Here is a 12,523-nt window from a genome sequence, read left to right as displayed (position 1 = left end):
AATCTGTTTTGACAATGAATCGCCATGGTCAGCCTCGATCGCTTCGATATCTTCCGTGCCGTGGTCGAGGCCGGCAGCCTGACCGCAGCGGCCGATCGCCTCGGCCTGAGCCGCGCGGTGGTCAGCTTCAACCTGAAGCGCCTGGAGCAGGAGCTGGGCGTGACCCTGCTGCTGCGCAGTACCCGCCACCTGGCCCTGACCGAGGCTGGCGAGCAGTTCCTGCAGCACTGCGTGCAGGCGTTGGATGCCGCACAGGCGGCGATCGATGCCGCACGTCGCGACCAGCACCAGCTGCAGGGCGTGCTGCGCCTGACCACCACACCGGAGTACGCGCAGCTGCGCCTGATCACGGCACTGGAGGCGTTTCGTGCCCGGCATCCGGCCCTGCAGCTGCACCTGTCGACCTCACCGGCACCGGCCGACCTGATTCCCGAACGCTTCGACCTGGCGATCCGCCTCGGCCGCCTGCCGGATTCGGGCCTGCATGCCAGCGAACTGGAGCGCCATCCACTGTGCGCGGTGGCGGCCCCATCCCTGCTGGCACGCCTGCCCTCTGCCGATGCTGCCGATGACCCCGTGCAGCTGGGCACCCTGCCCCGCCTGGGCTACCCGCGCCTGGCCGATGTGCCGGTGATTGCGCCTGACGGCAGCGACGCCCTGTTTGCCACCAATCCGGGCAACGCGGTGGTGCGCGTGGATGGTGCCAGCAGCCTGCGTGCATTCGCCCTGGCCGGCGCCGGGGTCACCGTGCTGCCCCGCTGGCTGATCGAGGAGGACCTGGCCATGGATCGGCTGCGGCCGGTGCTGCGCCGGCACCGCTTCCCGCAGCAGAGCGTGTACGCGGTCTACCCGCACAGCACGCAGCCATCGCCAAAGGTGCGGCAGCTGATCGATTTCCTGCGCGACCGGTTCACCATATGAAAAGGGGACGGAGGGGATTAAGTCGTTTATGCATAAACGACTTAATCCCCTCCGTCCCCTTTTTCAGGCACGGCCCTTTGCGGGGCCGTGCCTTCAGGCATCAGCGCAGCACCTGCTCCACCAGCTGCACGTCGACGCTCTGCAGCGGTTCGGCGGCATTGCGTGACAGCTGCACCTGGTAGGTGCCGCCGTCGATCTTCCACTGGCGGGCCTGTGCATCGTAGTGGGCCAGGGTCTTCGGCTCGGCTTCGATGCGGATGCGGCGCTGTTCGCCCGGCTGCAGGTTCACCTTGTCGTAGCCGATCAGGCGGATCGGCGTGGTGCTGCCGGCCGGCAGCTTCAGGTACAGCTGGGCCACGTCGGCACCGGCGCGCTTGCCGGTGTTGCGGATGTCCACGCTGGCGACCAGGCGCGAACCCTCTACGCTCACCTTCAGGTTTTCATAGGCGAACGAGGTGTAGGACAGGCCGTGGCCGAAGGCGAAGGTCGGGGTCAGGCCCCTGGCCGCCATCCACTTGTAGCCGACGTTGGCGCCTTCGATATCGAAATCGAACACATCACCGAACGGCTTGGCCGGCTTGAAGCCCAGGCCGTCGATGTGCGGGCGCGGCAGCTGCGATTCGTCCACCACCCAGGTCACCGGCAGGCGGCCGGACGGATTGACCTGGCCGGTCAGCAGCGCAGCAATGCCTTCGCCACCGCGGATGCCCGGGTACCAGGCCTGCAGCATCGCTGGCACCTGCGCCAGCCACGGCGTGCGCACCGGGCCGTTGGTTTCCAGTACCAGCACGGTCTTCGGGTTGGCCTTGGCCACCGCCGAGATCAGTGCGTCCTGGTTGTCCGGCAACTGCATGTCCGGCAGGTCCACCGATTCTGCAGCCCACTGGGTGGCGAACACGATGGCAACGTCGGCCTGTGCGGCCGCCTTGGCCGCAGCGGCGGCGTTGCTGCCGTCCACATATTCGATGGTCGCGTCCGGGCGCGCGGCGCGCAGCGATTCCAGCGGCGAGGACGGGTGGAAGATCACCGGGCCCGGCCAGGTGGTCGGCATCACGCCCGGCACCGCGTTGGTGCCCTTGGCGGTCACGCCCACCATCGATGACCCACCACCGCCGATCACGCCCTTGTCGGCATGGCCGCCGATGATGACGATGCGCTTCACGCTGTCGGCCAGCGGCAGCAGGTTGCCTTCATTGCGCAGCAGCACGCTGCCCTCTTCCACCGTGCGCTGGGCAACAGCGAAGCCGGCCTCGGCATCGACCTTCTGGTGCTGCGGCGGGTTGTCGAAATTGCCGTGCAGGAACATCGTGCGCAGGATGCGCGCCACCATGTCGTTCAGGCGCGCCTGCGGCACCACGCCGCCGTGCACGGCCAGGCGCAGCGGTTCGTCGAAGAACACCGCCGCGTCGAACACTTCACCGGCCGACTGCTGGTCCAGGCCGGCCAGCGCCGCCTTCGAGCCGCTGTGCACGCCACCCCAGTCGGACATCACGAAACCGGGGAACTTCCATTCCTGCTTCAGCACCTGGTTCATCAGGTAGCCGTTCTCGCAGCCGTAGGTGCCATTGATCTTGTTGTACGAGCACATTGCCACGCCCGGGCGGCCGGCTTCCAGCGCGATCTCGAACGCCAGCAGGTCCGACTCGTGCATGGCCTGTTCGCCGATGCGCACGTCGTGGAAGTTGCGGCGGGTCTCCATGTCGTTCAGCGCGAAGTGCTTCATCGAGGAGATCACGTGCTGGCTCTGCACGCCCTGGATCAGCGCGCCGACCATCGAACCGGCCAGCAGCGGATCTTCACCGGCATATTCGAAGTTGCGGCCGTTGCGCGGGTCACGCTGCAGGTTGACGCTGCCCGACAGCAGGATGTTGAAGCGCTGCTGCCACGCCTCGCGGCCCATCGTCGCGCCGCCGGCGAAGGCGACTTCGCGGTTCCAGCTCGATGCGGTGGACGGGCCCGACGGCATGGCCGTGGCGAAGTCGCCCGGGCGGATGCCACCGGGATTGGTCACGCCGACGCCGGCATCGGCCGACTGCTGCGACGGAATGCCCAGCCGCGCCACGCCCGGCACGAAACCGGCCGAGCCAACCGCACCTTCCGGCAGCGGGCCACCGTCCTTGCCCAGCCCGAAGTAGCTGTGCAGCATCTGGAATTTCTCATCCTCGGTCATCGCCTTCAGCAGCAGCGCAGCGCGCGCATCGGCGTTGAGGGTGGTGTCCATCCACGGCGTGTCGCCGTGCTTGTCGGCGGCATAGGCCAGGGTCAGCAACGTGGCGCGCAGAGTGCTGCCCGCAACCTTGAACGGCGCGCTGCTGGCGGCCTGGAAGCCGTCGCTGAAATAGCTGGCATCGGCTTCCAGCGCCACACGCGCCGGATCAAAGCCTGCGGCCTTGGCCGATTCACCGGCCACCGCGCCGAGCAGCACCGCCGGTGCGCCCAGTCGCGAACGGGTGACCAGCGCCGGCAGCTGCGCGGCACCCGCGCCGGCATCGGTATAGACCGCCACGGTGTGGCGGCCATCGTCCAGGCGCAGGTAGTTCAGGCCGGGCTGGTCCGGACCGGACTCAGCGGCGATCGCGAGCCGGGTCAGCACGGCCTGGCCACGCTGGGTCTGGCCGTCATCCTTGCCGGCGGCAATGAAGCGGTACTCGTAGCCCAGGCCGTCGGCCAGCAGCTGCAGCGGATCGATCTGGCCAATGCCGCGCTGCACCTGGCGCACGCTGACCGCGTCCACCTGCAGGGTCTTCAGCTGGTCCGCAAGGGCAGGCATCGCGGCAGCATCCGGCGCCTGTTCCAGGGTCAGCACGGTGAACGCGGCAGGGTCGGCCCAGGCCGGGGCGGCCAGTGCGGCAGACAGGGCCAGGGACAGGGCAAGCGGCTTTGTAAACGTTTTCATCGGCAGGCGTAATTCCGTTGCCAAGGCAATCGGTCCAGGGAAAGTGCCGCCGAAGGGTGCAGCGTTCATGCCGCGCAGGGGTTGCCAGGCAACGTCCCGCAGGCCGAAGGACGGGCCGGTCTGCGCGCGGGACCCTCCTCCCGGCGTGACAACCTGCCTGCCCGGGCCGCACAGGGCGACCCAATCATGTGAAGATTGTGCGAGGGCGTTCACACCTGTCAACAGGACCTAAGTCACAGGGGCAACCCGGCCAGCGGTTATCAGGCCATCACCGGCTTTCATCAGTGGGCCGCGCAGGGCTGCCGATAATGGAGATCCCTGGCCACGAACCGAGCCCATGACCGTACACCGCGACTTCGACCATCTCTGGCGTGACCGCTGCGATACGTCCAGCCAGCGCGCACCGCGCGTGCTGATCAGGGTGTTCGTGGCCCCGGGCGAGCTGGAGCGCAGCGTGGCCTTCTACGAACAGTTGCAGGGTCTGGTGGCCGATGCGGGGTTCCCGTTTCCGGAGGCCGGCCTGCGCCTGGCCATGGTCGGTGCGTTCCTGCTGATCGAGGGCAGCGCGACGGCGCTGGCGCCGTTCACCTCGACCACAGGGACGCTGCTGGTCGATGACGTGCGGCCCTATCACGACAAACTGGTTGCCGCCGGCGCCGAGATCATCTTCCCGTTGCAGGTGGTCCCGACCGGCGCGGCGTTCAATGCGGTGCATCCCGATGGCACCGTGGTCGAGTATGTACATCACCGGCCCGACCCGCACGGGCGCTGAGGGTGCGCGGCCGGGCTGCTGTGTAACCGGGCCCATGCTCGGCTGCACTTCGTTCAATTGCTGGAATATTCGATTTCGATGGAGATCCGTCCACGCAGGGCGTGGATCTACAATTCCTCCATGTCCTCTCCCACCCTGCCCTGGAACGGCACGTTGCTGCTGGATGCGCACGCCGCCGTGCTTCACGGTCATGCGGGTGACAGCGCTGCGCACGCGCACTACGCCCACCAACTGCTGCTGAGCGACGATACGCCCTGGCAGGTCGGGATCGGTGGCGTGCAGCAGCAGGGCCAGCGGCTGTGGGTTCCGTCATTCCAGCCACATGCGATCCTGTCGGCACCGCAAGCAGGCTGCACGGTGTTCCTTGAACCGGCCCATGCCGATCCCACCCAGATCCAGCAACACCTGCACGCGCTGCCGGGCAACGCGGTGGAACTGCGTGGCTGGCTGCCACGACTGAGCCGCGCGCAGCCGCTCGATCGCCGCGTGCAGGCGGCGCTGGCCCGTATCGCCCAGCACCTGCCTGGCCCGGTAGCGGCCGCCGATATCGCCGAGGCAGCGCACCTGTCGGCCAGCCAGCTGCACCGGCGTTTCCAGTCCGATCTGGCGGTGACCCTGCGCGGCTGGGTGCTCTGGCAACGGCTGCGCAGCGCGCTCACGCACCATCTGCGCGGGCACAGCCTGACCGACAGCGCACATGCTGCCGGATTCGCCGACCTGGCCCACCTGTCACGCAGCCTGCGCCGCATGTTCGGCATCAGTGCCGCACAGCTGCAGGGCCTGCAGCTGCACGCGGCCTGACACGCTCGATCATCCGTGCCTGCGCAGGCCTGCTGGCAGCTCCGGCGCCTCGGCATGCGGCAGTTCACGGAACGGTGCCAGCAGCTGTCCCTGGTAATCGCGTGGATAGTCCGGTTGACTACCGATGCCCAGATCGCGTTGCTGCAGCCGATAGCCGGGCGCATCGAAGGCGGTCCCCAGCAGATGATCCCAGACGGTCAGGAACAGGCCGAAGTTGACGTCGCCGGCGGTGCCGTAACGCATGTGGTGGAAGCGGTGCAGCGGCGCCCACGCCATTATCCGGCCGAGCACGCCGGGGCGCATGTCCACGTTGGAATGCTGCAGCAGCAGCTGGATGGCAATGGCGAAGGCCAGCACCGCGGCCACCGGCATCGGCAGACCCAGCATGAGCAGTGGCAGCACGCCGCCTACTGCTTCGGCCGCCTGGTGCAGCGGGTGTTTCATCAGGCCGTTGAAGCCGTACATGCGGGTGACGCTGTGATGCACCGCGTGCAGGCGCCACAACCAGCCGATGCGGTGGCTGAGGTAGTGCACCAGAGTGATGCCAAGGTCGGCGCAGACGATGGCCAGCAGCACCTGCACTGCGAATGGCCACTGCACCGGCCAGGCCTGCCATGGAATGATTGCCGCCAGCAGTGGCACCGCTGCGATCGACAGCAGGTTCAGGCTTTCGTTCACCAGTGCATGCAGGGTGTCACGCATGCTGTCGCCCTGATCATGGTTGAACACAGGGTCGTAGGGCCACGCGCGCTCGGCGGCGAACGAGACCGCGATGGCGACCGCCAGCAAGGCCGGCAACCATAGCGGGTCACCGTGGCAGTGGCCGACCCAGACGACGGCAGCGGCAACGAAACCCAGCAGGAACAACGGGGCATACAGGCGGAGCATCCAGTGCTTCATGGGCAACCCGGGAAGTGAGGGGCCTGCATGCTGATGCCGTGCGCCGGTTGCGGGCTTGAACAAACGGCGCAATCGCGCACGCCTGGTGGATGTCGACCTGGGTCGGCAACGCGTTTCCCACATCCACGCCCTGCGGGGATGCTTCAGCCCTTCAGCAACCTGAAACCCTACCCTCCAATTTCATTAGTAATTCTACTTACAACGCGAGTAGCATGTCCGGTCTCAGCCCCTGATACCGGCTCGTCGATACTCGCTCCATGCCAGCCATTTCCGCCCGTTTCTGTCGCTTCCAGCTCGCCCGGCGCCTCCCCTGGAGGACCGGCTGATGGGGGCCGTCGTTGCCCTCGACCGGCTGCTGGACGGGCGCCAGCTGTGGCGCGGCCCGGCTCGCCAGGGGCCGGCCAGCGACCATCTGGCCAGCGGCCACCCGGCACTGGATGCACGCCTGCCCGGCGGCGGCTGGCCAGCCAGCGGGCTGTGCGAGGTCCTGCAGGCGGCGCCCGGCGTGGGCGAGCTGGCCCTGGTCTGGCCGGCGCTGGCCAGGCTGAGCCAGCGCGACCGCCCGATCGTGCTGGTCGCCCCGCCCTATCGCCCGCACGCCCCGGCCTGGGCCGCCGCCGGGCTGGACCTGGCCCAGCTGCAGATCATCCACGCCGCACCGAAGCAGGCACTGTGGGCGGCCGAGCAATGCCTGCGCTCTGCGGCCTGTGCCGCGGTGCTGTGCTGGCCACAGCAGGCCGACGACCGCGCCCTGCGCCGCCTGCAGGTGGCCGCCGACAGCGGCCAGTGCCTGGGCTTCGTGTTCCGCGAGGCGCTGGCGGCGCGCAATCCCTCCCCGGCCAGCCTGCGCCTGCAGCTCGACCACGGCCAGGTGCGGGTGCTGAAGTGCCGTGGTGGCCTGCCGCCGGCGCAGCCATTGCCGCTGGCCATCGCCCACTGAGGCCGCGCCATGCACTGGGCCTGCCTGTTGTTGCCGCAGCTGGCGCTGGACAGCGTGCTGCGCCTGCAGCCGGACCCGCAGCGGCCGCTGGTGCTGCTGCAGGGGCCGGCGCAGCGTCGCGTGCTGCGTGCAGTCAGCCCGGCCGCGCGCGCAGCAGGGCTGCGCCCCGGCATGCTGCTGTCGGCTGCGCAGGTACTGGTGCAGGACCTGCAGCTGCACGATTACGACCCCGACACCGAACTGCGCACCCGGCAGCTGCTGGCCAGCTGGGCATATGCCTACAGCTCGCAGGTCAGCCTCGATTTCCCGCATGCGCTGGTATTGGAGATCGGTGCCAGCCGTGCCCTGTTCGGTGACTGGCTGACGATCGAGCGGCGACTGCGCAACGAACTGCATGAACTCGGTTTCCGCCATCGCCTGGTGGCCGCCCCCACCGCGCATGCCGCACGCGTGCTGGCCAACGTCCACGATGGCCTGGGCATCGATGCGCAGCAGCTGCCGGCGGCGCTGGCACAGCTGCCCTTGCCGCGCTGCGGCCTGCCCAGCGAAGCGGTGACCGTGCTCGGCCGTTCCGGCCTGCGCACGCTGGGCGCGGTGCTCGAGCTGCCGCGTGACAGCCTGGCCCGGCGCTTCGCACCGGAGGTACTGCAGCAGCTGGACGCACTGCGTGGCCTGCCCACCGCACCCCTGCGCTACTACCAGCCACCGGACCGTTTCGATGCGCGCATCGAATTCGAATACGAGATCGAATCCAGCCAGGCCCTGCTGTTCCCGCTGCGCCGCCTGCTGCTGGACCTGGCCGCCTTCCTGTGCTCGCGCGATGGTGGCGTGCAGCGCTTCGACCTGCATTTCGAGCACGACCTGCTGCCGGCCAGCGTGCTGACCATCGGCCTGCTGGCGCCCGAACGCGATCCCGCGCTGCTGTTCGAGATCGCACGCAACCGCATGGAAGCCTTCGCCCTGCCCGCCGGCAGCCGCGCACTGCGCCTGCAGGCCGAACAGCTGCCACCGTTCGTACCCGCCGCGCGTGACCTGTTCGACACCCGGCCGGCACAGGCAATGCCCTGGAACCAGCTGCGCGAGCGCCTGCGCGCGCGGCTGGGCGACGACGCGGTGCTGCCGCTGGCGGTGCAGGCCGACCATCGCCCCGAACGCGCCAGTGGCACCCAGCCACCGGGCAAGCCACCGGCATACTGGCCACTGCGCCCTGGCTGGCTGCTGGATACGCCGCAACCGCTGCGTGATCCACGGCTGCGCATCGTCGCCGGGCCGGAGCGGATCGAATCGGGCTGGTGGGACCAGGCCGACGCGCGCCGCGACTACTACGTGGTGGAAACCGCTCACGGCCAGCGCGGCTGGGCCTTCCGCACGCGCAACGACCCCCATGCGCCGTGGATGCTGCACGGCTGGTTCGGCTGAGCCGCCATGCACAGCGAACTGCCCGGCTACGCCGAACTGCACTGCCTGTCGGCCTTCAGTTTCCAGCGTGGCGCCTCGATCGCCGAAGAACTGTTCGCGCGCGCCGCTGGCCAGGGCTACCGCGCATTGGCAATCACCGACGAATGCTCGCTGGCCGGTATCGTGCGCGCCTGGCAGGCAGCGAAGACGCATGGCGTGGCGCTGATCGTCGGCGCCGAATTCCAGGTCGAGGACGGGCCGAAGCTGGCCCTGCTGTGCACCGACCAGGCCGCCTATACCGGGCTGTGCCAGCTGATCACTACCTGCCGGCGGCGGGCAGCCAAGGGCGGGTACCGCTGCCTGCGCGAGGACCTGCTCGGCCTGCCCGACGGCCTGCTGTGCCTGTGGCTGGACCGGCAACCGGCCGCCACCGATCTGGAACTGCTGCGTGCCGGCTTCGATGATCGGCTGTGGCTGGCGGTGGAGCTGCACCACGAACACGACGACGCACGCCGCCTGCAGCAGCTGCAGGGCTTCGGCGAACGCCACCGCCTGCCGCTGGTAGCCAGTGGTGATGTGCACATGCATGTGCGGCGGCGCCGCGCCCTGCAGGACATCCTGACCGCCATCCGCCACCGTTGCAGCGTGGCCGAAGCCGGCTGGCGCCTGTTCCCCAACGGCGAGCGCCACCTGCGCCCGCGCACCGCGCTGGCCCAGCTGTATCCGGCTGCCCTGCTGGCCGAGACCCTGCGCATTGCCGAGCGCTGCCACTTCACCCTGGAACAGCTGCAGTACACCTATCCACGCGAGCTGGTACCCGAAGGCCACGACCCGGACAGCTGGCTGCGTGTCCTGGTCGAGCGTGGCATCCCATGGCGCTGGAAAGGCGGCATCGAACCGGCGCAACGCAAACAGATCGAGCACGAACTGGCGCTGATCAAGCAGAAGAACTACGCCTCCTACTTCCTCACCGTGCAGGACATCGTGCGCTTCGCGCGCAGCCAGGACATCCTCTGCCAGGGCCGCGGCTCGGCGGCCAACTCGGCGGTGTGCTTCGTGCTGGGCGTGACCGAGATCGACCCGGCGCGCAGCAACCTGCTGTTCGAGCGCTTCATCTCCGCCGAGCGCGATGAACCACCGGATATCGACATCGACTTCGAGCACGAGCGCCGCGAGGAAGTGCTGCAGTACGTGTTCAAGCGCTATGGCCGCGAACGCGCCGCACTGACTGCGGTAGCGATCAGCTACCGTGGCCGCAGCGCGATCCGCGACGTGGCCCGTGCACTCGGCCTGCCAATGGACCAGGTCAACGAACTGGGCGCGGCGATGGACCACTGGGGCGGCCATGTACCGCTGCCAGAGACCCTGCGCGAACGCGGTTTCGACCCGGACACGCCCTTGATGCGGCGGCTGCTGGCGCTGACCGCCGAGCTGATCGATTTCCCGCGCCACCTGTCGCAGCACCCGGGCGGTTTCGTGATTTCAGAGCACCCGCTGTCGACCCTGGTGCCGGTGGAGAACGCGGCGATGGCCGACCGCACCGTCATCCAATGGGACAAGGATGACCTTGATGCCACCGGCCTGATGAAGGTCGACTGCCTGGCACTGGGCATGCTCACCGCCATCCGCAAGTGCCTGGCGATGCTGCAGCAGCATGGCCTGCACAGCGGGCGCATGGATGCGATCCCCGACGGGGACACCCCGACCTACGACATGATCAGTGCCGCCGACACCATCGGCGTGTTCCAGATCGAGTCGCGCGCACAGATGGCGATGCTGCCACGCATGCAACCACGCAACTTCTACGACCTGGTGATCGAGGTGGCGATCGTGCGTCCCGGCCCGATCCAGGGCGACATGGTGCACCCTTATCTGGAGCGGCGCCGGCTGTTGCGCGAACAGGGCCCGCAGGCGCTGGACACCCTCGATGAGCCGCTGTACCCGCCGCAGCTGGAACGCGTGTTCGCACGCACCCTCGGCGTGCCGCTGTTCCAGGAGCAGGTGATGCAGCTGGCGGTGGATGCGGCCGGCTACACCCCCGGCGAGGCCGATGCCCTGCGCCGTTCGATGGCGGCCTGGAAGCGCCGTGGCGGCCTGGAGCCCCATCGCGAAAAGCTGCTGTCCGGCATGCTGAAGAACGGCTTCAGCCGCGAGTATGGCGAACACCTGTTCGAGCAGATCAAGGGCTTCGGCGATTACGGTTTCCCGGAAAGCCACGCCGCCAGCTTCGCCCTGCTGACCTATGCCAGCTGCTGGCTGAAGTGCCATCACCCGGCCGCGTTCACCGCCAGCCTGATCAACAGCCAACCGCTGGGTTTCTACAGCCCGGACCAGCTGCTGCAGGACGCGCGCCGGCATGGCATCAGGGTGCTGCCGGTGGACGTGCGGCACAGCGGCTGGGACTGCACGCTGGATTTCAGCAAGGGGGCGGCGGCGATCCGGCTCGGCCTGCGCCTGGTCGAAGGCTGCAACGAAGCGGCCGTACAGGCCATCACCCGCGAACGTGAGCGTCGCCCGTTCGACGATGTCGGCGACCTGTGCCAGCGCACCGCACTCGACCGCCGCCAGCAGGGCCTGCTGGCCGATGCCGGTGCACTGCGCGGGCTCAGCGGCCATCGCCATCGTGCACGCTGGGATATCTCCGGCGTGGAGAACCGGCTGCCGCTGTTCGACCAGGCCCGCGCCACTGCCGAAGCCCGCGTGCCACTGCCCCTGCCCAGCGCCTGGGAAGACATGCAGGCCGACTACCGCAGCACCGGCACCACCCTCGGCCGGCACCCGGTCTCGTTCCTGCGCACGCAGCTGCGCAGTCGTGGCTGCCTGGATGCCGCGCAGCTGGCTGGCCACGGCCATGGCCGCCGCGTGCGCATCGCCGGCCTGGTACGCATGCGCCAGCGCCCGCAGACCGCCAGCGGCGTTACCTTCCTCACCCTCGAAGATGAAACCGGCATGGTCAACGCCGTGGTCTGGCGGCACCTGGCCGATCGCCAGCACCGGGTACTGGTCGATACCCAGCTGATGCAGATCGACGGCCGCCTGGAACGCGTCGATGGCGTGCAGCATGTCATCGTGCAGCGCATGCACTGCCTGGATGAACTGCTGCAGGGGCTGCGCAGCCACAGCCGCGATTTCCATTGACGATACACAGCGTCACACAACGAACTGGCCATCGGCCGCCCGCATCCGCTATCGTCGCTGCATCCAGGGAAGGACGATATGATGCCCCGCGCACTGCTGCTGACCACGCTGGTGGTCTCCACACTCGCCCTGCTGGTTTCCGGCTGGACTGCCTGGAGCCTGCATCGCAGCCAATCGCCACAGCGCATCATCGAAGCGCGCGGGCTGATCATCCACGATGGCAACGGCCAGGCACGGGTGATCCTCGGCGCGCCGGTTCCCGACCCACTCAGCCGGGGCCGTACCCAGGGGCCGCGCGCCACCGCCCTGTCCGGCCTGATCCTGCTCGGCCCGGATGGCTCCGAACGCGGTGGCTATGGCACCAGCGATCGTGGCGGCGAAGCCGTGCTGACCCTGGATGATGCCAATGGCACCACGGAAGTGTTCAAGGTGGTGGCCAACCCGGACCGCGGCGCCAGCCTGATGGTCAAGCACCAGAACAACACCGGCGCCATGCTGACCTCCTGGCAGGGCAAGCCGGAACTGATGTTCGTCGATGACAGCGGCCAGTCCTACTACGTGCGCCCCGGCGCCAACGCCGCGCCCTGATCTGCTTCTGTAGACGAGCTTCTACCAACAGCAGCCGAGCATGGCTTGTATGTTCCTCCCGGCTCCTACGAGGTATGTAGGAGCCAGGGTGGAGGGACCGTCAACATGATATCTGCGGGTACCAGCCGACAGACGAGCCGAGCGATCCCCATCCCGCACCTTAACGTCG

Annotated in this window: 9 protein-coding genes; 7 read left to right on the top strand and 2 right to left on the bottom strand. The window is 68.4% G+C overall.

The features are described from left to right. Positions 1-24: 24 nt before the first annotated feature. Complete coding sequence (locus tag B9Y64_RS11025) at positions 25-921, top strand: LysR family transcriptional regulator (RefSeq protein ID WP_100440725.1); 897 nt, start codon at positions 25-27, stop codon at positions 919-921. Between the two features lie 100 nt (positions 922-1,021). Here the strand turns inward: B9Y64_RS11025 and B9Y64_RS11020 are convergent, their stop codons facing one another. Further along, the gene (locus B9Y64_RS11020) at positions 1,022-3,817 is read right to left on the bottom strand and encodes a beta-glucosidase family protein (RefSeq protein WP_100440724.1); all 2,796 of its coding nucleotides are present in this window, start codon (positions 3,815-3,817) and stop codon (positions 1,022-1,024) included. A 337-nt stretch (positions 3,818-4,154) separates the two neighbouring features. On the opposite strand from B9Y64_RS11020, the gene B9Y64_RS11015 reads away from it, so the two are divergent. Further along, positions 4,155-4,589: a VOC family protein gene (locus tag B9Y64_RS11015; protein ID WP_100440723.1), complete on the top strand. Its 435-nt coding sequence runs from the start codon at positions 4,155-4,157 to the stop codon at positions 4,587-4,589. A gap of 78 nt (positions 4,590-4,667) precedes the next feature. After that, the gene (locus B9Y64_RS11010; RefSeq protein ID WP_100440722.1) at positions 4,668-5,390 is read left to right on the top strand and encodes a helix-turn-helix domain-containing protein; all 723 of its coding nucleotides are present in this window, start codon (positions 4,668-4,670) and stop codon (positions 5,388-5,390) included. 9 nt (positions 5,391-5,399) lie between these two features. Here B9Y64_RS11010 and B9Y64_RS11005 read toward each other — a convergent pair whose 3' ends face one another. Continuing rightward, positions 5,400-6,278: a sterol desaturase family protein gene (locus B9Y64_RS11005; protein WP_238379876.1), complete on the bottom strand. Its 879-nt coding sequence runs from the start codon at positions 6,276-6,278 to the stop codon at positions 5,400-5,402. A gap of 337 nt (positions 6,279-6,615) precedes the next feature. Between B9Y64_RS11005 and imuA the strand changes: the two genes are divergently transcribed. The 4 genes from imuA to B9Y64_RS10985 all read left to right on the top strand — a co-directional run bounded on the left by imuA (position 6,616) and on the right by B9Y64_RS10985 (position 12,354). After that, positions 6,616-7,230, top strand: a complete 615-nt coding sequence (imuA, locus tag B9Y64_RS11000) for a translesion DNA synthesis-associated protein ImuA (protein WP_100440720.1) — start codon at positions 6,616-6,618, stop codon at positions 7,228-7,230. Positions 7,231-7,239: 9 nt separating this feature from the next. Then, on the top strand, positions 7,240-8,649 hold the full coding sequence (locus B9Y64_RS10995; RefSeq protein WP_100440719.1) for a Y-family DNA polymerase: 1,410 nt from the start codon (positions 7,240-7,242) through the stop codon (positions 8,647-8,649). A 6-nt stretch (positions 8,650-8,655) separates the two neighbouring features. Beyond that, a complete protein-coding gene (locus B9Y64_RS10990) occupies positions 8,656-11,766 on the top strand; it encodes an error-prone DNA polymerase (protein ID WP_100440718.1) in 3,111 nt (1,036 codons plus the stop codon). Positions 11,767-11,847: 81 nt separating this feature from the next. Continuing rightward, positions 11,848-12,354 (top strand): hypothetical protein, encoded by a 507-nt coding sequence (locus tag B9Y64_RS10985; protein WP_100440717.1) that lies wholly within the window; start codon positions 11,848-11,850, stop codon positions 12,352-12,354. Positions 12,355-12,523 lie beyond the last annotated feature (169 nt).

Origin of the sequence: Stenotrophomonas maltophilia (genome assembly GCF_002799245.1) — a bacterium.
In the GTDB taxonomy this organism is placed as follows: domain Bacteria; phylum Pseudomonadota; class Gammaproteobacteria; order Xanthomonadales; family Xanthomonadaceae; genus Stenotrophomonas; species Stenotrophomonas maltophilia_S.
Note: the sequence above shows the minus strand (reverse complement) of the source record. Positions and strands in the feature narration are given on the sequence as shown.